This window comes from Burkholderia ubonensis (assembly GCF_902833085.1).
GTDB lineage: Bacteria > Pseudomonadota > Gammaproteobacteria > Burkholderiales > Burkholderiaceae > Burkholderia > Burkholderia ubonensis.
In genome coordinates, this window is sequence record NZ_CADFEB010000004.1 from 87,736 (window position 1) to 114,002 (window position 26,267).

Genomic DNA, 26,267 nt, shown 5'->3' on the forward strand with positions numbered 1-26,267 from the left:
TATCTCAAAAAATAGAAGGGAAACGAGACATGGCAATCGGCATCGGCGGATCGAACGCCGCAGCGGAACTGGCGAAACTCAAGGACATGACGGGCGGCGTCGAGCCGATCCAGCCCGCCGAATACGCGGCGCGGGTCGCGCGCGCGCAGGCGCTGATGAAGCAGCACGGGCTGGACGCGATCTATATCGAATCGGGCACGAACCTGCTGTATTTCACGGGCGTCGCGTGGCGCCGCAGCGAGCGGCTGGCGGGTGCGCTGATTCCGGCGTCGGGGCCGCTGCACTACATCGTGCCCGCGTTCGAGCGCGGCACGTTCACCGGCATGCTGCAGATTCCCGGCGACATGCATTGCTGGGACGAGGATGCCGATCCGTACCGGCTGCTGGCGAGCGTCATCGAGCAGGCCGGCTGCGCGAACGGCACGCTCGGCTTCGACGAGTCGGCGCCGTACTTCATGTACGAAGGCATCCGCGAGCGCGCCGCGGGCATCCGGATCAAGAGCGCCGCGCCCGTCACGAGCGGCTGCCGGCTGCGCAAGTCGGCGGCGGAGCTGGCGCTGATGCAGCGCGCGAACGACATGACGCTGCGCGTGCACCAGGCGGCCGCCGCGATCCTGCGCGACGGCATCGGCACCGACGAGGTGCTCGACTTCATCGACGCCGCGCATCGCGCGGTCGGCGCGCGGCGCGGGTCGACGTTCTGCATCGTGCTGTTCGGCCCGGACACCGCGTTCCCGCACGGCGTCAAGTCGCCGAAGCGGCTCGAGCGCAACGACATGGTGCTGATCGACACCGGCTGCCAGCTTCACGACTATCACTCCGACATCACGCGCACCTACGTGTTCGGCGAAGCGAGCGCGCGGCAGCGCGACGTCTGGGCGCACGAGAAGCGCGCGCAGGCGGTGGCGTTCGAACGCGTCAGGGCGGGCATCGAGGCGCAAGAGGGCGATCGCGCGGTGCGCGACTACCTGGCGACGGCCGGCTACGGGCCCGGCTATGCGCTGCCGGGCGTGCCGCACCGCACCGGCCACGGCATCGGCCTCGACATCCACGAAGGGCCGTACCTCGTCGGCGGCGACCGCACGGTGCTCGACGAAGGGATGTGCTTCAGCATCGAGCCGATGCTGTGCGTGCCGAACGAATTCGGCATTCGCCACGAGGATCACGCGTACATCACGGCGGACGGCCCGCGCTGGTTCACGCAGCCGGCGAAGAGCATCGACGACCCGTTCGCGCTCGGTTGAGCCGCGCGCGCCGCCGCCCCGACGGGCGGCGGCCGGTATCAGGATGGACCCGATTTCTTTGCGAGGAAAGCATGAAGGACATTCCGTTGATCGACCTGAGCGCGAGCGCGACGGGGCCCGCCGGTGAGCGCGACGTCGCGATGCAGATCGATCGCGCGTGCCGCGACGTCGGTTTCTTCACGGTGTGCGGGCATGGCATCGACCGCGCCGTGTTCGACGACGCCTATCGCGCGTCGCAGCGCTTCTTCGCGCTGCCCGACGCGGCGAAGCGCTCGAGCCGCCTGCCGACCGGCATCACGTCGGGGCTCGACGACTACACGCCGTACGGCTACAGCGGCCTGCTCGAGGAAAACGCGTTCGCGTACATGGGGCAGGACGGCAAGCCGGCCGACTATGTCGAGAAATTCAGCACGGGGCGGCTGATTCTCGACGACGCGGCGCCGCTGCCGTTTCCCGAGGGCGACGAAGGGGCGGATCTGCGCCGTGCGCTCAAGCGCTATTTCGCCGCGTGCGAGCAGGTGGCGCAGCGCCTGACCGCGCTCCTCACGATCGCGCTCGACCTGCCGCGCGACTTCTTTCTCGTGCGCACCGACCGGTCGAACGATTCGCTGCGCTCGCAGCGCTATCCGCGGGCGGACGCCGCGTTCGCCAACGACCAAGGGATGGGCGAGCACACCGACGGCACGCTCGTCACGCTGCTCACGCATACGGTGCCGGGCATCGAGGTGCGCACCCGCGCGGGCGAATGGCTGATTCCCTCGATGCGCGGCCTTGATCATTTCATCGTCAACATCGGCGACCTGATGGCGCGCTGGTCGAACGACGTGTACGTGTCGACGCCGCATCGCGTTGCGCTGCGGGCGGCCGCCCGCCAGTCGATCGTGTTCTTCAAGCTCGCGAACGACGACGCGCTGATCGAATGCTTCCCGAAGTTCTGCCGGACGGAGGCGGCGCGCTATGCGCCGGTGGTCTACAAGCAGTTCTCGCTGGACAAGATGAACGCGCTGTTCGGCCGCGGCGCGGAACCGCAACCGCAGTAACGCTTTCGCGATCCCGGACGCCGGGGTCGATTTCACGACGAGGTTCGACATGGACATCAGCTTTCTGTACACGCCCGCACTGCGCATCGACGACCTGCGCAAGAAAGCGGGGTTCGTTGCGCCCAGCCGGGTCATCATCGACCTGGAGGATTCCGTGCACGCGCATTCGAAGGACAAGGCGCGGCGGCACCTGGCCGAGCAGGACGTCGGCGACCTGACGGCGGCGGGCCTCAGGTTCGGCATGCGCGTGAACGTGCTGACGAGCTACGACGGGATTGCCGACATCCAGTTCATCAAGGCGCTGTACGAGAGCGGCAAGACCTACGTCGAGTACGTGCTGGTGACGAAGATCACGCACCCGAAGGAGGTCGAGGTGTACCGGTCGCTGTTCGCGACGCTGCCGAAGCCGCCGAAGATCTATGCGTTCATCGAAACGGTCGAGGCGGTGGATCGCGCGGACGCGATCGCGGCGGCCAGCGACGGCCTGTGTTTCGGGCAGGCCGATCTCGCGGCCGAGATGTACCACGCGAATGCCGCGTTCATCGACTACGCGCGCGCCCGGATGTGCATCGCGGCGTCGCGCCGCCGGATTCCGGCGATCGACACCAACTCGTTCGACGTCGTCGACATGGACGCCTTCCAGAAGGAGTGCGAAGCCGCGAAGGCCTACGGCTTTACCGGCAAGGCGGCCATCCACCCGCGCCAGGTCGATCCGATCAACCGCGTGTTCTCGGTGCGCGACGAGCTGATCGACCGGTACCAGGCATCGATCGCCGCGTATGAAGCCGCCGAAACGGGCTTCGCGATTCGCGACGGCGAAGTGATCGCCCCGCCATTCATCACCAAGGCGCGCCGCATGCTGGCGTTCTACGCGAGCCAGGCCGCGCGCTAGGTCGCGCCCTGGCCCGGCATCGGGCAGGCGCTAATCAATCAGTACTACGAACCGGATCGCATGGGCGAGCCGGGGGGGAAGCTCGTTCCTTGCATTCGACTCAACCGAACCAGGTACCTGAACATGAAGCCACACGAAACGACTGATGTGACCCGCGCCTTCATCGACATCGGCGCTTATCCGACCCGCCTCGCCGACGGCGTGCTGACGCCTGCCGACGGGCGGCTCGTCGAGCGCATCGTCGAGCTGGTCGACCGCGGCGCCGGCTTCGCCGTCTGCTACGGCGCGCAGGCGATGCTGGCGCAGCACGGCCTGAGCGTGCACGACGCGGCGGCCGCCGAAATGGCGCGGCGCTATTACGAAGCGCTGTTTCGCGCCGCGTCGGCGTCGTTCGATGCCGCGCGGCCCGACATGCCGTCGATCGACTACGACCGCATCGCCGCGATGGACGCCGACGGCTACAACGTGAACCGCAGCTTCACGCCGAACGGCGACCATACTGAAGCGCGCGAATTCGTCACGACCAAGTGCGTGCACTTCGACGCGGCAACGCCGTTCATCGCGAATCTCTACGGTCCGTACGAGAACATCAGCGGCGGCTATCCGGTGATCTGCGACACCCGCGCGTTCTGCCGCGACCGCGGCATCGCGCCCGCGCAGCTCGTCGAGAACATCCCGAACAACTACAACGTCGCGGTCAAGGCGGAATTCGTCGACCCGATCCTCGACAACTACTCGATCGTCGTGCGCCAGGACCTGCAGCACGACATCGTGATGCTCGTGCTGTTCAACGAAGTCAACGGCGGCGTCGCGCACGCGGCCACGACGCCGAGCCCGACCGATGCGCGGCGTCCGGCCAAGCGTCCGATCCGCCACATCGAATACCAGTTCGCCGACACGTCGAGCCTCGCGCGCTGGTACGACTTCTACCAGCTGCAGAGCGTCACGGCCACGCCCGCGGTGGCGTCGAACGTGGCGCGCTATCACCGCGGCGAGACCGTGCCGGCCGGCCGGATCGTCGACCTGGCTCACTGACACGCGAGGAGACCAAGATGAGCACCGACAAGATCGTCATTTTCGACACGACGCTGCGCGACGGGGAGCAGAGCCCGGGCATCAACCTCAATACGGCGCAGAAGGTCGAGATCGCGCTGATGCTCGAAACGCTGCGGGTCGACGTGATCGAGGCCGGCTTCGCGGCGTCGAGCGCGGGCGACTTCGAGGCGATCCGCACCATCGCCGCGCAGGTGCGCGACAGCACGATCTGCAGCCTGAGCCGCGCGGTGGAGCGCGACATCGACCTGACCGCGCAGGCGGTGAGCGGCGCGGCGTCGTCGCGGATCCACATCGTGCTGGCGACGTCGCCGATCCACATGAAATACAAGCTGCAGATGAGCCCGGAGAACGTGCTCGAGCATGCGACGCGCGCGGTGCGCCATGCGCGGCGCTACGCGGCCGACGTCGAGTTCTCGTGCGAGGACGCGAGCCGCTCGGAGCCCGAGTTCCTCGCGCGCATCGCGCAAGGCGTGATCGACGCGGGCGCGACCACCGTGAGCTTTCCCGACACGGTCGGCTATGCGACGCCGCATGAGTACGGGCAGATCATCGCGCGGCTGCTGAACACCGTGCCCAACGCGGACAAGGCCGTGTTCTCCGCGCACTGCCACGACGATCTCGGCATGGCGGTCGCCAATTCGGTGGAGGCCGCGCGGCAGGGCGCACGGCAGATCGAATGCACGATAAACGGCATCGGCGAGCGCGCGGGCAATGCTTCGCTCGAGGAAATCGTGATGGCGTTGCGCACCCGCGCCGATTTCTACCACGTCCATTCGCGCATCGACACGCGCCATCTGACGGCCGCGTCGCGCCTCGTGTCGGAGATCACCGGCTTCGTCGTGCAGCCGAACAAGGCGATCGTCGGCAAGAACGCGTTCTCGCACGAGTCCGGCATCCATCAGGACGGCATGCTGAAGCACCCGCAGACCTACCAGATCATGACCGCGGCCGACGTCGGCGCGGACGATTTCCGGCTGGTGCTCGGCAAGCACTCGGGCCGCAACGGCTTCCGGATGGTGATGCACTCGCTCGGCGTCGAGTTCGCGAGCGACCTCGAGCTCGAGACGGCGTTCTCGCGCTTCAAGGACATCGCCGACCGCAAGCAGACGCTCGCCGACGAAGACCTGCTCGCCACCGTGCGAGGCCATTGAGCGGCCTCGCGCCGAGCCATTCCGAGTTCATTTCTACGAGGGCCTGCATCATGTTTACACCCGCATCGTTCGTCGACCCGCGCGAAGTCGACGCCGTCCTGGACGACCTGCTGAGCGTGCCGTGGCCGCCGGGCGTCGAAGCCGCGCGCGTGCATTACGACGACCTCGGGCCGCCGATCGCGGACGACATCCGCATCGAGCCGATCGCGTCGGCGGGCGTGGCCGGCCAGTTCCTGACGCCGCCGCTCGCCGATCCGGCGCGCGCGGTGATCTTCATGCACGGCGGCGGCTACGTGTTCGGCTCGCTGAGGAGCCATGGCGGGCTTGCGGCGGAAGTCGCGCGCGCCGCGCGCTGCCGCACGCTGCAGCTCGACTACCGGCGGGCGCCCGAGCATCCGCATCCGGCCGCGGTGGAGGACGCGTGCGCGGCCTACCGGCTGCTGCTCGCCGACGGCATCGCACCCGGCCGGATCGCATTCGTCGGCGATTCCGCCGGCGGCGGGCTGGTGGTCGCCGCGCTCGTCGCGCTGCGCGACGCGGGCCTGGCGCTGCCGGGCGCGACCGTGTGCCTGTCGCCGTGGGTCGATCTCGAGGCGACGGGCGAGAGCTACGAAACCCGCAAGCACATCGATCCGATGGTCGAGCGCGAGACGGTCGACCTGGTGCGCAAGCTCTACCTGAACGGCATCGACCCGCGCACGCCGACCGCGTCGCCGCTCTTCGCCGACCTGACCGGCTTCCCGCCGTTCCTGATCCAGGTGGGCGAGCGCGAGATCCTGTTCAGCGACGCCGAGCGGCTCGCGGCGAAGGCGCGCGCGAGCGGCCTCGACGTCACGTTCGAGGAATGGCCCGCGCTCTACCATGTCTGGCACCTGCAGTTTCCGGTGCTGAGCGCGGCACGCGTCGCGATCGCCCGTATTGGCGAATTCATCCGTCAGCACACCGAATCGCAAGGAGGTGCGCAATGAGCGACGTCGTTCACGACGGCATCGTCGGCCCGCACGTGTGGCGGAACAACCAGAAGATGGTGCCCGCCGCCGAGAGCGCGTGGGACGTCGCGCGCCGCAACAACATGCTCGGCATCCGCGTGGCCGCGCGCGGCACGCAGAACCGGCTCGTCGATCTCGACACGCAGCGCGAGTTCGTCAACCTGAGTTCGTGCTCGTATCTCGGGCTCAACAGTCACCCCGACGTGATCCAGGGCGGCATCGACGCGCTGCGCGACGAAGGCATCACGGGGCTGTCGATGGCCGAATTCCGGATCCGGCTGGGCCTGATGGAGGAGCTCGAACACGGGCTCGCGCAGCAGTTCGGCGGCCCGGTCGTGCCCGCCGTGACGTGCAGCGCGCTCACCGCCGCGATCCTGCCGCTCCTCGCGTCCGGCCACCTGACGGACGGCGAGCCGATGGTGATGGTGTTCGACCGCTTCGCGCACTTCTCGATGGCGTTCATGAAGCCCGTGGTGGCGGACGAGTCGCTCGTGCTGACCTGCGGGCACAACGACATGGACGAGCTCGAAGCGATCTGCAAGCGCTACCCGCGGGTCGCCTACGTGTGCGACGGCGTCTATTCGGTCGGCGGCGTCGCGCGGCTCGACCGGCTGCTCGACCTGCAGGCGCGCTACGGGCTGTTCCTCTACGTCGACGATTCGCATTCGCTGTCGGTGGAAGGCGGGCGCGGCGAGGGCTACATCCGCTCGCGCCTGCCGGAGCTGAACGACCGCACGATCATCGTCGCGTCGATCGCGAAGGCGTTCGGCAGCACCGGCGGCATCGCGATGCTGCCGTCGCCGCGGCACTTCGACTTCCTGTACCGGTCCGGGCCGCTCGGCTGGTCGCAGAGCCTGCGCACCGCGGCGATCGGCACGAGCCTCGGCAGCCTGAAGGTGCACCGCAGCGACGAGCTCGCGCGGCGCCAGCGGCAGCTGCGCGAGAACATCGCGCTGTTCGACCGGCACATCGACACGCCGCAGCGCGGCAACGGACTGAACATCAAGGTCGTCGAAGTGGGGACCCAGGAGCGCGCGGTGTTCCTGTCGAACGAGCTGTACCGGCGCGGCTTCTATTGCTCCGCGGTGTTCTTCCCGATCGTCGCGCGCGACCGGGCCGGCATCCGGGTGATGCTGCGCGGCGACCTGCCGACCGAAACGATGCAGCGCTTCATCGACGTGCTCACGGCGCTGCTGGACGACCTGAACGAGGCCCCGTCGCACTACTGACCGGGCCACTGCAATCACGACGAGGAAAAACATGGGACAGATCGAGGAACTGCGCGCGCCGCGCAACCGCTACCGCAACAACGACAAGGCGATCGGCATCGGCAACGCGTTCTGGGAAGCGACGCGCGACGCCGGACTCGCGGGCATCGTCGCGAATCTCGACGGCGACGGCTATCTGAAGACGGACGACGGCCATCGTTTCCTGAACCTGAGCTGCTGCTCGTACCTGGATCTCGATTCGCATCCGTTGGTCGCCGAGGGCGCGGCGGCGGCACTGCAGCGCTACGGCGTGCTGGATCACTGCATCTCGCGGATCCGGATCCAGCTGCCGGCGCTGCTCGAGCTGGAGGCGCGGCTGTCCGCGCTGTTCCGCGCGAAAGTGGTGACGGCGATCTCGGCGAGCGCGGCCACCGCGGGCGTGCTGCCGCTGGTCGCGTCCGGGCACCTGAGCGGCGGCCCGAAGCCGGTGATGGTGTTCGACAAGCAGTGCCATTTCTCGATGAACCTGTACAAGCCGGTGTGCGGCGACGAGACGCTCGTGCTGACCTCGCCGCACAACGACATGAACTGGCTCGAGGACGTGTGCCGCAAGTATCCGAACGTGGCCTACGTGTGCGACGGCACGTACAGCATGGGCGGCCACGCGCCCGTGCACGACCTGCTCGAACTGCAGCGCAGGTACGGGCTGTTCCTGTACTTCGACGATTCGCATTCGCTGTCGATCATGGGCGACAAGGGCGAGGGCTACATCCGCTCGAATCTCGGCGAGCTCGACGAACGGACCATCATCGTGGCAACGCTGAACAAGGCGTTCGGCACGAGCGGCGCGGCGATCATGTTCGGCCCGAAGGGGCCGGACACGGCGCTGCTGCTCGAACGCTTCGGCGGCCCGCTCGCGTGGTCGCAGCCGATGAACACCGCCGCGATCGGCGCGTCGCTCGTGGTGGCCGAACTGCACGACAGCCCCGAACTCGGCGTGCGCCAGCGCCGGCTGCAGGCGCACATCGCGCAATTCGACCGCCGCGTCGCCACCGAGCAGAGCGGCAACGGCTTTCCGATCAAGCTCGTCGCCGGCCACGGCGACAAGGTGATCGCGGCCGGCCAGCAGCTCTACCGGCAGGGCTTCTATGTGTCGCCGGTGTTCTTCCCGATCGTGCCGCGCGACCAGGCCGGCTTGCGCGTGATGGTGCGCGCCGGCATCGACGACGCGGAAATGACGCGCCTGTGCGAGGCCGTCGCCTCGCTGGACCTCCACTGAGCCGCGCCGCGGCCGCTACCGACAAAGGATATCGACATGACCCGCCTGCAATCCGACAAGCTTCGCCAATCCCTCATCGACGTCAGCAACGGCGACGTCACGTTCGAAGACGGCCGCTTCGTGCCGTCGCCCGGCCTGACCGAGGCCGCCGCGCGCCTGATGGAGCGCGACAACGGCTTCGTCGTCGTGTACGGCGCGGGCGCGCTGCTCGCGAGCCGCCGGCTCGATCTTGCCGAACATCGCGATCTCGTCTACGCGCTGTACGAGGACATCTTCCGCAAGGCGATGCAGCACGTCGAATTCGCGCGCTACAACGTGACCAAGCGCGATTTCACGCTCGCGTACATGGACGTCGACGGCTACCAGAACAACAGGAACTTCTCGCACGACGGCAAGGTGGACGGCCGCGAATACTCGACGACCAAGTGCATCCATTTCGATACGGCAACGCCGTTCGTCGCGAACGTCTACGGGCCGAACCGCAACATCGAGGGCGGCTACCCGGTGATCGCGGACGTGCCCGCCTACTGCCGCGACCACGGCGTCGCGCCGCGCGACATGGTGACCAACATTCCGGCCAACTACAACGTCGCGATTCGCGAGGAGCACTACCAGGCGCTGCTCGACGACTATTCGTTCTGCGTGAAGGTGAACCTCGACACCGACATGGTGATGGTGATGCTGTCGAACGAGGTGGAGTTCGGCGTCGCGCACGGCGCGACGGACCCGCGGCGCATCGTGCCCGGCGAGGCGTCGGCGCGCCCGATCCGCCATTACGAGTACCAGTACCACGCGGAAGAGCACTACGCCGAATGGCTCGACTACTACGGCATCGCGCAATCGGAGATCCGCGACCACGACGGCACGGTGAACCTGTCGCTCGACTATTACAAGAAGGGCAACCGGATCCACCACGTGATCGAGGTGGGCAACTGATGCCGGCATATCGCAAGCACCGGTTTGCCGCGTCGATCCGCGAACAGGTCCGGCCGCTTTACCAGTCGAACAACTGGCGCGGCGGTGTCGCGGTGCTCGGGGATTACGCGGTGATCGCGCTTGCGGCGGCGGGCGGCGCGCGCTGGCCGTGGCTCGCGCCCGCCGCGATTTTCGTGATCGGCTCGCGCCAGCGGGCGCTCGTCACGCTGCTGCATGACGGCGTCCACCTGTCGCTCGCGCGTGCGCGCTGGCTGAACCGGTTCCTGACGCGCTGGCCGGCGGGCTTCGCGGTGTTCCAGAGCGACGAGTACTACCGGGCGATCCACGTGCCCGCGCATCACGGTCATCTCGGCGACCCGCAGCGCGACCCCGACTACGTCGGCTTCCGCGAGAGCGGCCTGCTGGCGGTGACGAGCAGCCGCGCGTTCCTGAGCGGCTTCTTTTTCAAGACGCTGCTGCTCGGCAACGCGCTCGGCAACGTGCGCGAGCTGGTGGCGGGCCGCATCGCGTACATGGCCGGCAAGCGTGGCGACCTTGCGCGGCTCGCGGCGGCGCAGGCGGTCGTCGCGGCCGCGCTGTCGTGGCTCGCGGGCCCGCTCGGCTATCTGTGGTTCTGGCTGGTGCCGTTTCTCACCGTGTCGCACGTGCTCGCGTGGTTTCTCGAGATCACCGAGCACTACCGGCTGTTCGGCGAGGACCGCTCCGAGCTGGAGATCACCCGCAACCGCTTTCCGTGCTGGTGGGAGCGCTGCTTCTTCGGCATGCACGGCGAGACCTGGCATTTGACCCACCACCTGTTTCCCGGCGTGCCGTTCTGGAACCTGCGCCGGGTGCACGAGATCCTGCTGCAGGACGACGCGTACCGGGCGGCCAACGCCGCGCGGGGCGGGCTGCTGTCCGCCCCGGCCGGGCGCGTGAGCATCCTGCGCGAGATTCTCGACGATATCGACCGAACCCATTGGAGACCACTATGAGCGCGATTCCCGTGATCGACCTGACGCCGTCGCTCGACGGCGACCCGGCCGGCGAGCGCGACGTCGCCCGGCAGATCGACGACGCCTGCCGCAGCGTCGGCTTCTTCACCGTCTGCGGGCACGGCGTGCCGCGCGACGTGATCGTCGGCGCGCAGGCCGCGTCGAAGCGCTTCTTCGAGCTGCCGCTCGCCGAGAAACTGCGCTGCAGGCTGCCGACCGGCTTCACGTTCGGCAGCGACGAATACACCCCTTACGGCTACAGCGGCCTGCTCGAGGAGAACGCGTTCGCGTTCATGGGCGTGAAGGGCAAGCCGGCCGACTACGTGGAGAAGTACAGCGCGGGCAAGCTCGTGCTCGACGACGGGGAGGCGTTGCCGTTCCCCGACGGCGCGCTCGGGAATGAACTGCGCGGCGCGCTCAAGGCGTACTATCGTGCCTGCGAAGCGCTGTCGGACCGGCTGATGCGCCTCTTCACGATTTCGCTCGGCCTGCCGCGCGATTTCTTCACGATCCGCACCGACCAGTCCGCCGATTCGTTGCGCTCGCATCTTTACCCGGCCTTCACCGGCCCGATCGAGCACGATCAGGGCATGGGCGCACATACCGACAGCAGCCTGATTTCGCTGCTGACCCAGACGTCACAGGGCATCGAGGTGCGCATCGGCGGCCGGGAATGGGTTTCACCCGGGCTGGGCGACGTCGATCATTTCCTCGTCAACATCGGCGACCTGCTGTCGCACTGGTCGAACGGCGAGTATCTGTCGACCGAGCACCGCGTGGTCCTGCTCGACCAGCCCAGGCAGTCGATTGTTTTCTTCAAGTTAACGAACGACGACATGCTCGTCGAATTCGGCAACAAACAGATGGATGCATTGTTCGGCCGCGATACGGTCTGATTGCGGCCTGATCCTGCGGCGGCGCTTGCGGCGCCGCCCCCTTCCGACGGAGACATGCTTGAAGCCGCCTTATTCCTACGATGCGCTGTACGCGGCCGCGAAGCTCGGCGACCTGATCGACGAACTGGACGAACTGGTGCGCGGCGGCGGGCACCGGCACATCACGGTGCCGCCGCGCGAGATCGTGCCGGCGGGCGACGCGGGCCTGTGCCTGTCGATGCCGGCAGTGAGCGCGCGGCACGGGCTCTACATCAACAAGGTCGCGACGATCTTCGAACGCGCGCCGGACGACGTGCTGCCGCGCATCCACGCGCTCGTCGCGGCGTTTTCCTCGACCACCGGCGAGCTGCTCGGGCTGTTCGACGGCGCGGCCGTCACCAACCTGAAGTGCGCGGCGGTCTCGGCGCTCGTCACGCGCTACTGCGCGGCCGAGCGGGCCGAGGTGCTCGCCGTGATCGGCGCGGGCGTGCAGGCGCGCCAGCAGGTCGCGGCCGTCTGCGCGGTGCGCCCGATCCGCGAAATCCGGCTGTACGCGCGCGATCCGGCGCGGCTCGCCGCGTTCGCGGGCGACGTGGCGGCGCAGTGCGGCCCGCGCGTTGCGATCGTGCGCGCGCGCTCGGTCGACGACGCGATCGACGGCGCGGACGTGATCGGCACGGCCACCGCGTCGGACCGGCCGCTCGGCCGCTTCGCGAACCTGCGGCCGGGCGTGCACATCAACTGCATGGGCGGGCATACGACCGAGTCGCGCGAGCTGCCGAACACGCTGCTGCGCGACGCGGTGCTGATCGTCGAGGACGTGCCGACCGCGATCGAGGAAGCGGGCGAGCTGCATCGCGACGCGCTCGATCTCGGCCGTCTCGCGGCGCAGCCGGTGGCCGACCTGCGGCGGCGCACCACCGTGTTCAGCTCGACGGGCCACGCGTTTCTCGATCTGGCGACGGTCGCCTACCTGCTGAAAGCGGTGGGCTGACATGGCCGATCTCGAACTCGATGCGGCGCCCGGCGCCGCGCCGCGAAATGCGGCGCTCGCGCGGCAAGGCTGGCTGGCGGTGCTGGGGGGGATCGTCGCGGTCCTGATGAGCGTGATGGACCTTCAGATGATGAACGCCGCGATGGCGCAGATCCAGGCGGGCGTGCACGCACCGCTCGGCGCGGGCGCGTGGCTGTCGTCCGCCTACCTGCTCGGCGAGGCGGCGATGCTGCCGGTGTCGGGCATGCTGCTGGCCCGGCTCGGCAGCGCACGGTATGCGCGCTTGTTCATCCTGCTGTTCGTCGCCGTATCGATCCTCTGCACGTTCGCCACCGGCATGACCGGGCTCGCGGTGCTGCGCGCCGCGCAAGGGCTCGCGAGCGGCGCGCTGATTCCGTTCGCCTACGTGCTCATCATCCAGCGCCTGCCGCGCGACGAGCATGCGCGCGCGTTCGCGGTGTTCGGCGCGACGATGGCGCTCGCGCCGACGCTCGGGCCGGCCGTGGGCGGCGCGCTGGCCGCGCTGTTCGACTGGCGGGTGCTGTTCTACATCAACGTGCCGATCGGCGCGCTCGCGCTCGTGCTGACGCATGCCGGCCTGCGCCGGCTGCCGGCCGCCGACGCGAGCGCGCAGTCGGTCGACTGGCGCAGCGTGGCGACGCTCGCCGTCGCGCTCGGCGCGCTGCAGTTCGTGCTGCAGGAAGGGCGCGGCCTCGGCTGGCTCGATTCGCCGCTCATCGTCGCGCTGCTCGCGCTCGCCGGGCTGATGCTGGTCGGCTTCGTCGGCAGCGAGCTGCACAGCACGCGCGCGCTCGTCGATCGCGGCCTGCTGCGCAACCAGCAGTTCGTGATGGCGTGCGCCGCGAACGCGCTGGCCTGCGGCGCGACCTTCGCCAGCTACTTCGCGATTCCGTATTTCCTGATCTCGGTACGCGGCGCGCAGCCGCAGCAGATCGGGCAGGTCATCATGCTGACCGGCGCAACGCAGTTCGTCGTGCTGTGGTTCACGCCGGCGATCGGCAGGCGGCTGCCGCTGTTCGTCACGATCGCGCTCGGCGCGGGCCTGTTCGCGGCGGGCACGTTCGGCTGGAGCGCGCTCGTCGCGCACTACACCGGCGCGGGCGTGGCGGCGGCGCAGATCGCGCGCGGCATCGGGCTGTCGCTGCTGCTCGCGCCGCTGTGCGTGGCGGCGACGACGGTGGCCCAGCCCGCGCAGGCGGCGAGCGCGTCGATCCTGTACAACATGTCGCGCAGCCTCGGCGGCTCGCTCGGCGTCACGCTCGCGGCGGCCGGGATCGACGCGGCACGGGCGGCGCGCACGCTGGCGCCGGGCAGCGGCGCGACGGTGTTCGCGCACGCGTTCGGCTGGATGGGCGCGGTGGTGGCGGCGATCGGCGCCGCCTTTTGCATCGCATGGTTCGCGCGGCGCGCGAACGTGCATTCCGGAGAGGGTTGAGCATGGCTTGGCGCAGTGTGATCGGCAGCATCGTCGCGGTCCTGATGACCATCATGGACATCCAGATCACCAACGCGGCCATCGGCCCCATCCAGGCGGCGCTGCACGCGCCGCTCGCCGATGCGTCGTGGATTTCGTCGGCCTACCTGATCGCCGAGATCGTCACGCTGCCGCTGACCGGGCTGCTGTCGCGGCGGCTCGGCTACCGGCGCTATGCGCAGGTGTTCAGCGTGATGTTCATGGCGGCGTCGGTGCTGTGCGCGCAATCGACGAGCTTCGAGATGCTGGTCGGCTGCCGGCTGCTGCAGGGCGTCGCGGGCGGCGCGCTGATGCCGCTCGCGTACAGCCTGATCATGACGCGCCTGCCCGACGGCGAGCACGGCCGCGCGATGTCGCTGTTCGGCGCGATGGTGACGCTCGCGCCGATGCTCGGGCCGGTGATGGGCGGCTTCCTGACCGCGCACTTCGGCTGGGCGTCGATCTTCTACCTCAACCTGCCGATCGGGCTCGTCGGGCTCGCGCTGATGATGAGCGGGCTGCGCGACGAGCCCGCCGCCGGCCGCGAGCGGACCCGGGTCGACTGGCCGGGCCTCGTGCTGATCGTGATCGGGCTCGGCAGCCTGCAATACGTGCTCGAGGAGGGCAACCGCTACGGCTGGTTCGCGTCGCGCGACATCGCGGTGCTGACGGGCGTGGCGCTCGTCGCGCTGGCGGCATTCGTGGTGCGCGAGCGGGCGAGCGCGCACCCGCTCGTGGCGCTCGGCCTGCTCGCGAACCGGCAGCTGCGGATCGCGTGCGCGGCGAACGTGACGACGGGCGCGGCGGTCTTCGGCACCTACTTTCTCGTGCCGTATTTCCTGATCGAGCTGCAGCGCTACACGCCCGCGCAGATCAGCCTCGTGATCCTGTACGGCGGCGCGGTGCAGTTGTCGATCCTCGGCTTCATTCCGCGCATCCTGAAACGCGTGCACGTGCATGTGCTGGTCGTCGTGGGCGCGCTGCTGTCCTGCATCAGCGCGTGGATGTGGAGCCTGGCCGCGGCGGATTTCAGCTATGCGTCGGTGGTCGTCGCGCAGTTGCTGCGCGGGCTCGGCTTCACGCTGATGCTGACGCCGCTCGGCGTGCTCGCGACGACCGCGACGGTCAAGCACGATGCGCCGTCCGCGTCGATCCTGTTCAACATCTCCCGCAGCCTCGGCGGCGCGATCGGCGTGGCGCTGCTGACGGCGCTCGTCGGGATTCGCCATGCCGCCTATCTCGACGGATCGGGCGGCGCGCACGGCGCGGCGGACGACCGCGCGGGTTTCGTGCTGGCGTTCGGCCAGACCTTCGCGGTGATGGCGGGCTTTCTCGCGGCGATGGCGCTGGCGTTCGCCGCGCTGCACGTCCGGCAGGCCGCCCGCGCGCGGCAGGCCGCACGCGGCGCATAGGGCCCGTCACGCTCGTAACGGGCTTGCGAACGTGCCCGGCCGCGCTACAGCTGTCGAATCCGATCGATGAAGTGCCGGCGCGCCGGCGCGTCGAGCACGAGGCCCCACGCCATCTTGCCCGCGCCGCTCGACAGGTTGACCACGCGCGACGACGCGCTGCCGCGCACGAAGAAGCCGCAGGTATGGCCGTCGTGCACGTACAGGCCGAGCACGAGATGGTGCGGCGCGACGGCTTCGCTGTCGTCGTAGGGCATGGTGAGCGTCTCTGCCTCGACGAAGCGCTGCGCGATCCAGTTCTCGATCCCCTTCTCGCGAATCGCGCGCTCCAGTTCGTCCGCCGGCGTCGACGCGCCGATCAGCACGCCGTCGCCGCCGTACGAGTGGTTGAACTTGAAGACCCATTGCGCGCGCTCGGCGAGCAGCGCGCCGAGGTTGTCCTCGGTCAGCTCGCGGGTCGGCGGCACGTAGCGCCTGACGGCCTCCCGCTCCGCGTCGTCGAGCAGCGCGCCGTACCGGTCGTCCCACAGCAATGCAAGCCATAGCTTGCTCATCCGCATTTCCGCCTCGAACGTGTTCGTGATCACGGCGCCGCTGTCGGCAAGCCGCGCGAGGAACGCGCAGCCGTCGGTGATTTCGTCATGGGTGAACATCCGGTGCACGAGCGTGCGCTCGCCCAGCTCGGGGGCAAGCCATGCCTCGGGATAGGTGTCTTCGCGGTGATTCGCGACTTCGCAGCCGGGGTTCATCTGCCGCAGCAGCGCGGCGAGATCGTCGTGACGCGGATAGCCGAGCGACGCATGGTGCACGGAGTCGAGGATCACGATCCGCTCGATGCCGCGCGCCTGCGCGATGCGGGTGTACATCTGCGCGAGATGGTAGTCGGGCGAGCGCGCTTGCGGGTCGGCGGGCAGGCCGAGCGCGCGGCAAAAGCGCAGATAGCAGCCGTGGCTCTCCGCGCCGCCGACGGCCGAATGCACGTTGAATTCGCAGAACTGGTAGCCGTCGGCCGTCGGCACGATGTCCATGCGCGCGACGGTCATCGCGCCCGTCTGGAACTTGTCCCAGTCGACGAAGCGCGCCATGTGCCCGGGCACCCGGAAGCGCCGCAGCAGCGCTTCGCGCGACTGGGTGCTCACCAGGTGCCGGGCGATTTTCAGTTGCGCGGACAACAGTGCGCGGGCCGCCGCGTCGAGCCGCTCGTAATCGGTGCGGTCGATCAGCACGGGCTGGGGGAGGGCGACGTACAGGCGTGCTTCGAGCGCATCGAGCCAGTCTTGCGCGTGGCGGCGCGCGCCGCGCGCAACGATCGTGCGGCGCTTCGCCGTGATGGCTTCCATGAATGCTTCGTTGGTGTGCGAAAGCATGAGTGCTCCGGAGAATGGGCGGGGTGGGCTGCCGTCTGAAATTTAAGCTCCACTAAAATCAAAGTCAAGCGGATGTGCGCCCGGCGCGCCGTTCGGTCCGTCTTCGCGGCACCGGATTTCGACGGCATGGAATGCGAAATACCCCTTTTTTAAAGGGCTATTGTTCGATTCATCCCCGAGCCGGGCGTGCGCGAAACCCTGCGAATCCGCGTCAAAATTTTAGCTTGACTAAAATTTTAGTCCGGTAAAAACTTGGCCCGCAGATCGCCCGCGGGCATGCGTCCGACGCCGTTCAGGCAAGGCCCGTTGGCGGGTTTGCGGGCGGCGCGACGCCTGTCACGCGCGCCGCTCGAACACCCTGGCAGAGGCACCGGAGCGCGCACGCGGGGCAAGTGCATGTCGCTGCTGGCGAGCCGTTCCGGAATTCGCAAGACACAACGCAAGGACGGCTTGGAGATGAGCATGAATGTGTTGAAAGCAGCGGTAGCGACAGCGGTGGCGGCATGGGCGTGTCACGCGCCGGCGGCGCGGGCCCAGAGCTCGGTCACGCTCTACGGCGAGATCGATTCCGGTTTGACCTACGTGACGAACGAAGGCGGTTCGCACAACTTGAAGATGGACGACGGCGTGATGTTCGGCAACCGTTGGGGGTTGAAGGGCAGCGAAGACCTGGGCGGCGGCGTGAAGGCGATCTTCACGCTGGAGGGCGGCTACCGGCTCGGCACGGGGCAACTCGGGCAGGGCGGGCTGGCCTTCGGCCGGCAGGCCTTCGTCGGCTTGTCGAGCGATTACGGCACGATCACCTTCGGCCGTCAATACGATTCGATCTGCGACTTCCTCACGCAGTTCGCGGTCGGCCTGAACGGCACCGGCTACGGCACGCATCAGGGCGATTACGACCGCCTGGCGGGCGAGCGCCTCGACAACGCCGTGAAGTTCATGAGCGTCGACTATTCGGGGTTCAGCTTCGGTGGCCTCTACTCGTTCAGCAACCGCCCGGGCAACGTCCACGACGGCAGCGCGTACACGTTCGGCGCGCAGTACGCGCGCGGCGCGTTCAGGATCGGCGTCGCCTACGCGGCGCTGTTCAAGCCGACGCTCGACCCGTATGCGGCGACCGGGCTGTCGAGCTTCCTCGGGCAGACCACCGCCACCGTCGATCCCGCCACCGGCATGCGCACCGACGTCGCGCCGTCGCTCGTCGTCGAGTCGAGCAAGGTCGCGGGCATCGGCGCGAGCTATGCGGCGACGAAGTCGCTGACGCTCTATGCGGACGTCACGCACAACGCGATCGCGGGCTTCGGCCGGCGATCGTCCTTCAACGTCTACGAGGGCGGGCTGCGGTACGAGATCGCGCCCGCCTGGACGTTCTACGGCAGCTACCAGCGCGACACGTTCGAACAGCACGCGTGGAATCAGTTCACGGCCGGGCTGTGGTACGCGCTGTCGAAGCAGACCAGCCTTTATCTGGGCGGGGAATACCTGAGGGCGTCGGCGGGCGTCGATCCGGTCGTGGGCTACAGCTTTGCGCCGTCCACGTCGAATCAGCAGACCGTCGTGCGGCTCGGCATGTTCCATTTCTTCTAACCGGGTGCCGCGTACGGCGCCCGCGTGCGCGCATCACAGCACACAGGACGGCCATGAGTACGGCAAACGATTGGTTCAAACACGTGGAAGACGCTTTTCAACGGACGGTCGGACACCGACTGTTCACCGCGATGCGCATCGTCGCCTCGGGCGGCGAAGCGGAACGCATCTACAGCAACGACGAGCGTGCTTATCCGCTTACCGGGCGCAAGCCGATGCTGCGCGACGCGTGGTACACGCGCGTGGTGGTCGAGCAGCGGAGTTTTCTCGCCCGGCAGCCGGACGAGTTTCGCGCGTTCTACGCGGATCACGAAAAGATCGTGGCGATGGGCCTCGGCAGCGCGATCAACGTGCCCGTCATACACAACGGACACGTGCTCGGGACGATCAACCTGCTCGACCGGTGCCATGCCTATGCCGAATCGGTGCTGCCGACCTGCGAGCGGTTGGCGCACGGCGCCGTTCAAGCATTTCTCTCGGCCGCCGGCGGCGCGGAGAAATGACGCGACACCACACACATTCGAGAATTCAAATCATGAGACACATTCTGACTTTCCTGATCGGCCTTGCGCTGCTCGTGCAGGGAGCCATGGCCGCGACACCGAAGGACATGCTCGTCGTCGTCAAGAACATCGAGGACATCGTGAGCCTCGACCCCGCCGAAAGCTACGAGCTGACGAGCATGGAGCTCGGCGCCAACCTGTACCAGAACCTCGTGCAGTACGATCCGGTCGACCCGAACAACGTGCGGCCCGGGCTGGCCGCGAGCTGGAGCGTCGGGCGCGACGGCCGTTCGATCGACTTCGTGCTGAAGCCGGGCGCGAAGTTCGCGTCCGGCAATCCGGTGCGGCCCGAGGACGTCGTGTACTCGTTCAGGCGCGTCGTGCAGCTGAACAAGGCTCCGGCGTTCATCCTCACGCAGCTCGGCTGGACGAGCGCGAACCTCGCGCAGATGGTGCGCAGGACGGGCGCACAGACGCTCAGCGTCGCGTGGCAGGGCGAGTTCGGCGCGGCGTTCGTGCTGAACCTGCTGGCGTCGCGGCCCGCGTCGATCGTCGATCAGGCGACGGTGGCCGCGCACGACAGCCGGGGCGATCTCGGCAATGCGTGGCTGCAGGCGCATTCGGCGGGCAGCGGCAGCTATGTGCTGAAGCTGTACAAGCCGAAGGAGGCCGTGATCCTCGACGCGAATCCGCTGTCGCCGGCGGGCTCGCCGGCGATCCGCACGGTGCTGATGAAGAACATGGCCGAAGCGGCGACGCAACGGCTTGCGCTCGAATCGGGCGATGCGGACGTCGCGCGCGATCTCGGCCCCGACCAGATCGCCGCGCTGCAGGGCAAGCCGGGCGTGCGGGTGCAGACCTCGCCGCAAGCGATCGTGCATTTCGTGAGCCTCAACCTGAAGCACGCGAAGCTGCGCAATCCCGCGATCTGGCAGGCGCTGCGTTACCTGGTCGACTACGACGGCATTGCCGGCCACCTGCAGAAGGGGCAGCTGACGGTGCATCAGGCGTTTCTGCCGACCGGCTTCGCGGGCGCGCTGAACGACAACCCGTACCGCTTCGATCCGCAGAAGGCGCGCACGATCCTCGAGCGCGCCGGCGTGAGGAACCTGAGCATCGATCTCGACGTGATCAACACGCCGCGCTTTCTCGACATCGCGCAATCGATGCAGGCCAGCTTCGCGAAAGGCGGGATCAGGCTGAACCTGCTGCCCGGCACGGGCGCACAGGTCATCACGCGCTATCGCGCGCGTGCCCACGAGGCGATGCTGCTGTACTGGGGCGCCGACTACTTCGACCCGCATGCGAATGCGAAGTCGTTCGCGTACAACGTCGACAACGGCGATGCGAATCCGCAGAGCACGACCGCGTGGCGCAACGCGTGGCTCGTGCCCGAGCTGAGCCAGCGCACCACGGCCGCGCTGCAGACGCGCGATCCGGTGCGCCGGGCGGCGGACTACCTGGCGATCCAGCGCGAGGTCCAGCGCAACGCGCCGATCGTCGTGACGTTCCAGGAACTGAGCCAGGTGGCGGTGCGCGGCAACGTCAAGGGGTTCTCGGTCGGCCTGACGCCCGACCTGATCCAGTATGCGGGGGTGTCGAAATGACGCGCGCGCCGGCTTCCACCCTGGCCGGCGCGTCGCCGGGCGGCGGATCGCTCCGATCCGCCGCCCGGCGGTTTGCGACCGGCCTCGGCCGTGCGCTGGGCGCACTCGCGCTCACGTCGCTCGGCCTGCTGCTCGTCACGTTCCTGATCGGCCGCGCATCGCCGATCGACCCGGTGCTGAAGGTGGTGGGCGATCACGCGTCGCCCGAGACGTACCGGGCCGCCCGTCATGCGATGGGGCTCGACCGGCCGCTGGCCGTGCAGTTCGTCCGCTACGTGCGCGACGCGCTGCACGGCGATCTCGGGCAGTCGACGAGCACCGGCCGCCCGGTGCTCGTCGACCTGCTGACCTACTTCCCCGCGACGCTCGAACTCGCCACGCTGTCGATCCTGTTCGGCGTGCTGCTCGGCGTGCCCGCGGGCGTGTGGGCCGCGCAGCGCCACAACCGGGCCGCCGATCACGCGATCCGGATCGTGGCACTCGTCGGCTACTCGGTGCCGGTGTTCTGGCTCGGGCTGATGGGGCTGCTCGTCTTCTATTCGAAGCTCGGATGGGTGGCGGGGCCCGGGCGGCTCGACGACGTGTACCTGTACACGGTGCCCGCGTGGAGCAACGCGATGCTGATCGACACGCTGCGCGCGGGGAACGCGCAGGCGTTCGGCAATGCGGTGCGGCACCTCGTGCTGCCGGTGGCGCTGCTGGCGTTCTTCTCGATCGCGTACATCGCGCGCATCACGCGCGCGCTGACGCTCGAGGAGATCGGCAAGGAATACGTGCTCACCGCGCGCGCGAAGGGCGCGCCCACCGCGCACCTGCTGTGGCGGCACGTGATGCCCAACATCGCCGCGCCGCTCGTGACGGTGATCGCGCTGTCGTACGCGATGCTGCTCGAAGGCGCGGTGCTCACCGAGACCGTGTTCTCGTGGCAGGGCATCGGGCTCTACATGACGAACGCGCTGTTCGCGGCGGACATGCCCGCGGTGCTGGGCGGCACGCTGCTGATCGGCCTGGCGTTCGTCACGCTGAACGCGTGCGCCGATTTCATTTCCCATCTGATCGAGCCGAGGTCCGAATGAACCTGATGACATGGCTGGCGGACGATGCGCCGGCAAGCACCTGGCAGGCCCGCTGCGGCGCGGCCTATCGCGCGTGGTGTCGTGCGCGCCGCAATCCCGCGATCCTGTTCGGCGGCGCGGTGGTGCTGGCGCTGCTCGCCTGCGCGGCGTTCGCGCCCGCGCTCGCGGGCTGCGATCCGAATGCGCAGGACATCGCGCAGCGGCTCGCGCCGCCCGGCGCCGCGCACTGGCTGGGCACCGACCAGCTCGGGCGCGACCTGTGGGCGCGCACGGTCCACGGGGCGCGCCCGACGCTGGCGATCGTCGCGCTCGTATCGCTGCTGTCGGCGCCGTTCGGGATGGCCGCGGGCATCTGCGCCGGCTACTTCGGCGGCTGGGTGAACGCGGTGCTGATGCGCGTGACGGACGTGTTCATGGCGTTTCCGCGCCTCGTGCTTGCGCTGGCCTTCGTCGCGCTGCTCGGGCCGGGCATCGAGAACGCGGTGCTCGCGATCGCGATGACCGCGTGGCCCGCGTACGCGCGCATCGCGCGCACCGAAACGCGCGTCGTGCGGCGCAGCGAATACGTGCTCGCCGCGCGCGCGCTCGGCCTGCCGACCTGGCGGGTACTGCTCGGCCAGGTGCTGCCGATGTGCGTGCCGTCGTCGATCATCCGCGTGACGCTCGACATGGCCGGCATCATCCTGACCGCCGCGGGGCTCGGCTTTCTCGGCCTCGGCGCGCAGCCGCCGATGTCCGAGTGGGGCGCGATGGTCGCGAACGGCCGGCAGACGATCTTCGACCAGTGGTGGGTGGCGGCCGCGCCGGGCGCGGCGATCCTGCTCACGAGTCTTGCCTTCAACCTGCTGGGCGACGGCCTGCGCGACCTGCTGGATGCCAAACATGCGTGAACTCATCGTGGAAGACCTGTCGGTCACCTATCCGACCCTGCACGGCGACGTCGACGTCGTGCAGCACCTGTCGATGCGGATCGGCTGCGAACGGGTCGGCATCGTCGGCGAATCCGGCTCGGGCAAGTCGATGACGGCCCGCGCGCTGATGGGGCTGGTGCGCGCGCCGGGGCGAGTGCGTGCCGCGCGGCTCGAATTCGGCGGGCAGGATCTGCTCGGGCTGTCCGAGCGCGGCTGGCGGCGCTTGCGCGGCAGCGGCATCGGGCTGGTGCTGCAGGACCCGAAGTATTCGCTGAATCCGGTGCGCCGGATCGGTGATCAGGTCGCCGAGGCGGGCCTGCTGCATCGCGCGTTCGGCAAGGGCGATGCCCGCGCGAAAGTGCTGGCGCTGCTCGCCGAGGTCGGCATCGCCGATCCGGAGCGCGTGGCCGGCGCGTATCCGCACCAGCTGTCGGGCGGCATCGGCCAGCGCGTGATGATCGCCGCGATGCTGGCGGCATCGCCGCAGCTGCTGATCGCCGACGAGCCGACCTCCGCGCTCGACGTGCAGGTGCGCGACCAGGTGCTCGCGCTGCTGAGCCGCGAGATCGACACGCGCCGCATGGGGCTGCTGCTGATCAGCCACGACCTGCGGATGGTCGCGCGCTTCTGCGACCGGGTGCTGATCATGTATCGCGGCCGCATCGTCGAGGAATGCCGCGGCGACCGGCTGTTCGACGCGCGCCATCCGTACACGCGCGGGCTGCTCGACTGCCTGCCGTCCGCGGCGACGCGCGGCACGACGCTGCCGGTGCTGGATCGCGCGCGGCTCGACGGCGCGCGCGACGTTCTTACCGCCAACGGGAGCTGACCTCATGACCATGCTGCTCAGATGCACCGGACTTTCGGTGCGGTATCACACGCGGCGCGGCGCGTTCGACGCCGTCGCGGACGTGTCGTTCGACGTCGCGCGCGGCGAGACCTTCGGCCTGATCGGCGGCTCCGGCTGCGGCAAGTCGACCATCCTGCGGGTGCTCGCCGGGCTCGAGGACGCGTGGCGCGGCGAGCTCGACGTCGACGGCGCGGTGCGCCGGGACGGCGAGCCGCCGGGCCGCGGCCATGCGCGCGCCGTGCAGATGGTGTTCCAGGATCCGTACGGCTCGCTGCATCCGAAACACACGATCGACCGGACGCTGGCCGAGCCGTTGCGGCATCACGGCTTCGACCGCATCAACGAACGGGTGGGCCGGGTGCTCGAGCTGGTGGGGCTGGGCGCGCGCTTTCGCTACCGTTATCCACACCAGTTGTCGGGCGGGCAGCGGCAGCGGGTCGCGATCGCCCGCGCACTGGTGCTGGAGCCGCGGCTCGTGCTGCTCGACGAGCCGACGTCCGCGCTCGACGCTTCCGTGCAGGCCGAGATCCTCAACCTGCTGGCGGCGCTCAAGCGCGAGTTCGACATCGGCTATCTGTTCGTCAGCCACGACATCGGCGTGGTCAGCCACCTGTGCGACCGGGTGGCGGTGATGGAACGCGGCCGCATCGTCGAGCAGCTCGACCGCGCGGGGCTGTCGGCGGGCGGCAGCCATCCGGCGGCGCGCGCGCTGTTCGGCGCGCCGCAAGCGCGGCAGGGCGGGGCGCCGCGGCCCGCCCTGCCGCCGGAAAAGCCGCCCGAACGGCCGTTCGCGTCGATTTAAGTAAGGCATAAATTTAAGCTTGACGTAACTTTGGTCGAGCGGTAATTTGGGGCGCGCTGGCCGCGGGTTCGCGCGCCGCGCGCGCTCCCTCCGACAACAACGAACAATGTGGGCATCCGATGATCGATCAACTGAAATACAGTTTCTCCGGCCTTCCCCCCTACGATGCATCCGTTGACGAGACACACGCAGGCCTGTCGCGCCTGCTCGACGCCGCGCAGCTCGACGCTGTGGTGATCACGTCGCAGGACGAATTCATCACCGAGTACCTGCCGCGTCGCAATAACCAGCGCTACGCGCTGTCGGGCTTCGACGGCTCGGCAGGCTCCGGCATCTTCCTCAGTACGGCGGCGGCGCAGGCGCTCGGCGTGCCGCAGTTCCTGCTGTTCGTCGACGGCCGCTATCACCTGCAGGCCGAAAAGCAGTGCAATCCGGCGCGCGTGCACGTCGAGAAGCTCGGGCTGAACGTGTCGATGTGGCCGGCGATGGCCGACTGGCTCGTCGCCCATGCGGGCCGGCTCAAGCGGGTCGGCTATGACGGGCTGCGGATCAGCGTCGCGCAGCGCGACCGGCTGCTCGACAGCACGCAGGCGGCGCAATTCGACTGGACGAGCCTCGTCGGCCGCGAAATCGACCGGGCGATCGCGCTGCCGGGCTGGGTGGTCGAGCGGCCGATCTTCGAGCTGCCGGAATCGATGACCGGCGTGAGCGTCGCGCAGAACCTCGCGACGCTGAGCGAGCGGCTCGCCGCGCACACCGGTGCGGCAAAAGGCAGGACGGCGTTCGTCACCTGCCTGGCGGACGACCTCGGCTATCTGCTGAACAGCCGCGGCTATCACATCCCGAATGCGTCGTCGCACCTGGGCTTCCTGTTCGTGATCGGCGCGCAGGTCGTGCTGTTCCTGCCGGAAGGCTGCGACCGTTGCCCGGTCGACCTCGAATCGTATCCGGCGCTGCAGGTGATCCGGCGCGACTTCGACGAGCTCGAACGCTTCCTCGCGCAGTTCGTGGCCGAACACGTGTGCTACGGGTTCGAATCGGTCAACTGCGCGCTCGTCGACACGGTGAGCCGCGTGTGGCCGCACGCGCCGCATGCCGATTTCAGCCCGGTCGAGGCGATGCGGGTCGCGAAGACGCCGGAAGTGCTCGGCCAGTTCCGCGACGCGTTCGCGCGCAGCTCCGCGGCGATTGCCGACGCGATGCGCTGGGCGAAGACGGGCGAGCCGGGGCAGCGGCATTCCGAATACGACCTGGCCCGCGTGATCAACGACGCATACGGCGCGCGCTCGGCGGTGGCGCTGACGTTCACGACGATCGCGGCGAACGGCGCCAACAGCGCGTCCGCGCACTACACGGCGGCGAGCCCGGAGGTCGAGCTGACGGAGGGCGAGCTGGTGCTGCTCGACAGCGGCGCGTACTACGAAGGCGGCTTCGCGACGGACTGCACGCGCGTCGTATTGCGCCGGACCCGCCCGGACACGGTCGCGCAGCCGTGGCAGCGGGAGATCTACACGGTCGCGCTGAAGGCGTGCATCAAGGGGCTCGTCACATCGTTCCCGAAAGACGCGTCGGGCGGCGACGTCGATGCGGCCGTGCGGCAGGTGTGCCGCGATCACGGCCATGATTTCGGCCACGGCACCGGGCACGGCGTCGGGATCCACGTGCACGAAGGCGGGGTGCGGTTCGCGCCGGGTTCGAAGTACGGCCTGGTGCCGAATGCGGTGATCTCGGTCGAGCCGGGCATCTACGTGCCGGGCAAGGGCGGGGTGCGGATCGAGAACATCGTGATCATCCATCCGAGCGAGCAGGAGCCGGACAAGATGACGTTCGAGAATCTCGTCGCGGTCGGCTACGACTGGGACCTGATCGATCTCGACCTGCTGACCGGCGACGAGCGCGATTACCTGCGCGACTACGAGCGGCTGTGCGCCGAGCGCGGCACGCAGGTGACGGCGTGCCCGCTGCTGTAAGCGACGCCGGCGATGCCGCCGCGGGCCCGGCCCGGCGGCGGCGACGCCGATGAAGGCGGCGGGACGCGCGCGG

Annotated in this window: 23 protein-coding genes; 22 read left to right on the forward strand and 1 reads right to left on the reverse strand. The window is 68.8% G+C overall.

Annotated features, from left to right (window positions below; all coding sequences use genetic code 11):
• The first annotated feature begins 29 nt into the window (after positions 1 to 29).
• The 14 genes from HWX31_RS11615 to HWX31_RS11680 all read left to right on the forward strand — a co-directional run bounded on the left by HWX31_RS11615 (position 30) and on the right by HWX31_RS11680 (position 15,524).
• On the forward strand, positions 30 to 1,244 hold the full coding sequence (locus HWX31_RS11615) for a M24 family metallopeptidase (RefSeq protein WP_174964740.1): 1,215 nt from the start codon (positions 30 to 32) through the stop codon (positions 1,242 to 1,244).
• A 71-nt stretch (positions 1,245 to 1,315) separates the two neighbouring features.
• On the forward strand, positions 1,316 to 2,284 hold the full coding sequence (locus HWX31_RS11620; RefSeq protein WP_174964741.1) for an isopenicillin N synthase family dioxygenase: 969 nt from the start codon (positions 1,316 to 1,318) through the stop codon (positions 2,282 to 2,284).
• A gap of 49 nt (positions 2,285 to 2,333) precedes the next feature.
• A complete protein-coding gene (locus tag HWX31_RS11625; RefSeq protein WP_059611757.1) occupies positions 2,334 to 3,176 on the forward strand; it encodes an HpcH/HpaI aldolase/citrate lyase family protein in 843 nt (280 codons plus the stop codon).
• A gap of 123 nt (positions 3,177 to 3,299) precedes the next feature.
• The gene (locus HWX31_RS11630) at positions 3,300 to 4,211 is read left to right on the forward strand and encodes a hypothetical protein (RefSeq protein WP_059661937.1); all 912 of its coding nucleotides are present in this window, start codon (positions 3,300 to 3,302) and stop codon (positions 4,209 to 4,211) included.
• Between the two features lie 17 nt (positions 4,212 to 4,228).
• Positions 4,229 to 5,383 carry a 2-isopropylmalate synthase gene (locus HWX31_RS11635; protein ID WP_059611753.1) on the forward strand — a complete coding sequence of 385 codons (1,155 nt, stop codon included), beginning with the start codon at positions 4,229 to 4,231 and terminating at the stop codon, positions 5,381 to 5,383.
• 50 nt (positions 5,384 to 5,433) lie between these two features.
• Entirely contained in the window at positions 5,434 to 6,351 is a 918-nt protein-coding gene (locus HWX31_RS11640) for an alpha/beta hydrolase (protein WP_174964742.1), read from the forward strand.
• Positions 6,348 to 7,601 (forward strand): aminotransferase class I/II-fold pyridoxal phosphate-dependent enzyme, encoded by a 1,254-nt coding sequence (locus HWX31_RS11645; RefSeq protein WP_174964743.1) that lies wholly within the window; start codon positions 6,348 to 6,350, stop codon positions 7,599 to 7,601. The genes HWX31_RS11640 and HWX31_RS11645 overlap by 4 nt, the downstream gene beginning before the upstream one ends.
• A 31-nt stretch (positions 7,602 to 7,632) precedes the next feature.
• A complete protein-coding gene (locus HWX31_RS11650; RefSeq protein WP_174964744.1) occupies positions 7,633 to 8,859 on the forward strand; it encodes an aminotransferase class I/II-fold pyridoxal phosphate-dependent enzyme in 1,227 nt (408 codons plus the stop codon).
• Positions 8,860 to 8,895: 36 nt separating this feature from the next.
• Positions 8,896 to 9,795, forward strand: coding sequence for a hypothetical protein (locus HWX31_RS11655; protein ID WP_174964745.1), 900 nt, complete (start codon positions 8,896 to 8,898; stop codon positions 9,793 to 9,795).
• Entirely contained in the window at positions 9,795 to 10,769 is a 975-nt protein-coding gene (locus tag HWX31_RS11660) for a fatty acid desaturase family protein (RefSeq protein ID WP_059616349.1), read from the forward strand. The genes HWX31_RS11655 and HWX31_RS11660 overlap by 1 nt, the downstream gene beginning before the upstream one ends.
• Entirely contained in the window at positions 10,766 to 11,665 is a 900-nt protein-coding gene (locus HWX31_RS11665; RefSeq protein ID WP_174964746.1) for an isopenicillin N synthase family dioxygenase, read from the forward strand. Before HWX31_RS11660 ends, HWX31_RS11665 begins: the two co-directional genes overlap by 4 nt.
• A gap of 58 nt (positions 11,666 to 11,723) precedes the next feature.
• Positions 11,724 to 12,638: an ornithine cyclodeaminase family protein gene (locus HWX31_RS11670; RefSeq protein ID WP_208456079.1), complete on the forward strand. Its 915-nt coding sequence runs from the start codon at positions 11,724 to 11,726 to the stop codon at positions 12,636 to 12,638.
• Between the two features lies 1 nt (position 12,639).
• Positions 12,640 to 14,094 (forward strand): MFS transporter, encoded by a 1,455-nt coding sequence (locus HWX31_RS11675; RefSeq protein WP_174964748.1) that lies wholly within the window; start codon positions 12,640 to 12,642, stop codon positions 14,092 to 14,094.
• Between the two features lie 2 nt (positions 14,095 to 14,096).
• Positions 14,097 to 15,524, forward strand: coding sequence for a DHA2 family efflux MFS transporter permease subunit (locus HWX31_RS11680; RefSeq protein ID WP_059616344.1), 1,428 nt, complete (start codon positions 14,097 to 14,099; stop codon positions 15,522 to 15,524).
• Between the two features lie 44 nt (positions 15,525 to 15,568).
• Here the strand turns inward: HWX31_RS11680 and HWX31_RS11685 are convergent, their stop codons facing one another.
• A complete protein-coding gene (locus HWX31_RS11685) occupies positions 15,569 to 16,888 on the reverse strand; it encodes a hypothetical protein (RefSeq protein WP_174964749.1) in 1,320 nt (439 codons plus the stop codon).
• Between the two features lie 462 nt (positions 16,889 to 17,350).
• Between HWX31_RS11685 and HWX31_RS11690 the strand changes: the two genes are divergently transcribed.
• The 8 genes from HWX31_RS11690 (at position 17,351) to HWX31_RS11725 (ending at position 26,194) form a co-directional block, all read left to right on the forward strand.
• Complete coding sequence (locus tag HWX31_RS11690) at positions 17,351 to 18,475, forward strand: porin (RefSeq protein WP_174964750.1); 1,125 nt, start codon at positions 17,351 to 17,353, stop codon at positions 18,473 to 18,475.
• A 53-nt stretch (positions 18,476 to 18,528) separates the two neighbouring features.
• Positions 18,529 to 18,978, forward strand: a complete 450-nt coding sequence (locus tag HWX31_RS11695; protein ID WP_063888542.1) for a GAF domain-containing protein — start codon at positions 18,529 to 18,531, stop codon at positions 18,976 to 18,978.
• Between the two features lie 32 nt (positions 18,979 to 19,010).
• Positions 19,011 to 20,585, forward strand: coding sequence for an ABC transporter substrate-binding protein (locus tag HWX31_RS11700; RefSeq protein ID WP_174964751.1), 1,575 nt, complete (start codon positions 19,011 to 19,013; stop codon positions 20,583 to 20,585).
• The gene (locus tag HWX31_RS11705) at positions 20,582 to 21,661 is read left to right on the forward strand and encodes an ABC transporter permease (protein ID WP_080402038.1); all 1,080 of its coding nucleotides are present in this window, start codon (positions 20,582 to 20,584) and stop codon (positions 21,659 to 21,661) included. The genes HWX31_RS11700 and HWX31_RS11705 overlap by 4 nt, the downstream gene beginning before the upstream one ends.
• A complete protein-coding gene (locus HWX31_RS11710) occupies positions 21,658 to 22,551 on the forward strand; it encodes an ABC transporter permease (RefSeq protein WP_174964752.1) in 894 nt (297 codons plus the stop codon). Before HWX31_RS11705 ends, HWX31_RS11710 begins: the two co-directional genes overlap by 4 nt.
• Positions 22,544 to 23,401 (forward strand): ABC transporter ATP-binding protein, encoded by an 858-nt coding sequence (locus tag HWX31_RS11715; protein ID WP_059616534.1) that lies wholly within the window; start codon positions 22,544 to 22,546, stop codon positions 23,399 to 23,401. The genes HWX31_RS11710 and HWX31_RS11715 overlap by 8 nt, the downstream gene beginning before the upstream one ends.
• A gap of 4 nt (positions 23,402 to 23,405) precedes the next feature.
• A complete protein-coding gene (locus HWX31_RS11720) occupies positions 23,406 to 24,224 on the forward strand; it encodes an ABC transporter ATP-binding protein (protein WP_063803151.1) in 819 nt (272 codons plus the stop codon).
• Positions 24,225 to 24,343: 119 nt separating this feature from the next.
• A complete protein-coding gene (locus HWX31_RS11725) occupies positions 24,344 to 26,194 on the forward strand; it encodes a M24 family metallopeptidase (protein WP_174964753.1) in 1,851 nt (616 codons plus the stop codon).
• Positions 26,195 to 26,267 lie beyond the last annotated feature (73 nt).

What these genes read in the sequence shown, in the direction of transcription:
- HWX31_RS11645 (WP_174964743.1), top strand. Translation starts at nt 6,348, where the DNA reads ATGAGCGACGTCGTTCACGACGGCATCGTCGGCCCGCACGTGTGGCGG.
- HWX31_RS11665 (WP_174964746.1), top strand. Translation starts at nt 10,766, where the DNA reads ATGAGCGCGATTCCCGTGATCGACCTGACGCCGTCGCTCGACGGCGAC.
- HWX31_RS11705 (WP_080402038.1), top strand. Translation starts at nt 20,582, where the DNA reads ATGACGCGCGCGCCGGCTTCCACCCTGGCCGGCGCGTCGCCGGGCGGC.
- HWX31_RS11615 (WP_174964740.1), top strand. Translation starts at nt 30, where the DNA reads ATGGCAATCGGCATCGGCGGATCGAACGCCGCAGCGGAACTGGCGAAA.
- HWX31_RS11690 (WP_174964750.1), top strand. Translation starts at nt 17,351, where the DNA reads ATGAATGTGTTGAAAGCAGCGGTAGCGACAGCGGTGGCGGCATGGGCG.
- HWX31_RS11650 (WP_174964744.1), top strand. Translation starts at nt 7,633, where the DNA reads ATGGGACAGATCGAGGAACTGCGCGCGCCGCGCAACCGCTACCGCAAC.
- HWX31_RS11685 (WP_174964749.1), bottom strand. Translation starts at nt 16,888, where the DNA reads ATGCTTTCGCACACCAACGAAGCATTCATGGAAGCCATCACGGCGAAG.
- HWX31_RS11715 (WP_059616534.1), top strand. Translation starts at nt 22,544, where the DNA reads ATGCGTGAACTCATCGTGGAAGACCTGTCGGTCACCTATCCGACCCTG.
- HWX31_RS11710 (WP_174964752.1), top strand. Translation starts at nt 21,658, where the DNA reads ATGAACCTGATGACATGGCTGGCGGACGATGCGCCGGCAAGCACCTGG.
- HWX31_RS11725 (WP_174964753.1), top strand. Translation starts at nt 24,344, where the DNA reads ATGATCGATCAACTGAAATACAGTTTCTCCGGCCTTCCCCCCTACGAT.
- HWX31_RS11620 (WP_174964741.1), top strand. Translation starts at nt 1,316, where the DNA reads ATGAAGGACATTCCGTTGATCGACCTGAGCGCGAGCGCGACGGGGCCC.
- HWX31_RS11680 (WP_059616344.1), top strand. Translation starts at nt 14,097, where the DNA reads ATGGCTTGGCGCAGTGTGATCGGCAGCATCGTCGCGGTCCTGATGACC.
- HWX31_RS11625 (WP_059611757.1), top strand. Translation starts at nt 2,334, where the DNA reads ATGGACATCAGCTTTCTGTACACGCCCGCACTGCGCATCGACGACCTG.
- HWX31_RS11640 (WP_174964742.1), top strand. Translation starts at nt 5,434, where the DNA reads ATGTTTACACCCGCATCGTTCGTCGACCCGCGCGAAGTCGACGCCGTC.
- HWX31_RS11700 (WP_174964751.1), top strand. Translation starts at nt 19,011, where the DNA reads ATGAGACACATTCTGACTTTCCTGATCGGCCTTGCGCTGCTCGTGCAG.
- HWX31_RS11660 (WP_059616349.1), top strand. Translation starts at nt 9,795, where the DNA reads ATGCCGGCATATCGCAAGCACCGGTTTGCCGCGTCGATCCGCGAACAG.
- HWX31_RS11655 (WP_174964745.1), top strand. Translation starts at nt 8,896, where the DNA reads ATGACCCGCCTGCAATCCGACAAGCTTCGCCAATCCCTCATCGACGTC.
- HWX31_RS11720 (WP_063803151.1), top strand. Translation starts at nt 23,406, where the DNA reads ATGACCATGCTGCTCAGATGCACCGGACTTTCGGTGCGGTATCACACG.
- HWX31_RS11675 (WP_174964748.1), top strand. Translation starts at nt 12,640, where the DNA reads ATGGCCGATCTCGAACTCGATGCGGCGCCCGGCGCCGCGCCGCGAAAT.
- HWX31_RS11635 (WP_059611753.1), top strand. Translation starts at nt 4,229, where the DNA reads ATGAGCACCGACAAGATCGTCATTTTCGACACGACGCTGCGCGACGGG.
- HWX31_RS11630 (WP_059661937.1), top strand. Translation starts at nt 3,300, where the DNA reads ATGAAGCCACACGAAACGACTGATGTGACCCGCGCCTTCATCGACATC.
- HWX31_RS11695 (WP_063888542.1), top strand. Translation starts at nt 18,529, where the DNA reads ATGAGTACGGCAAACGATTGGTTCAAACACGTGGAAGACGCTTTTCAA.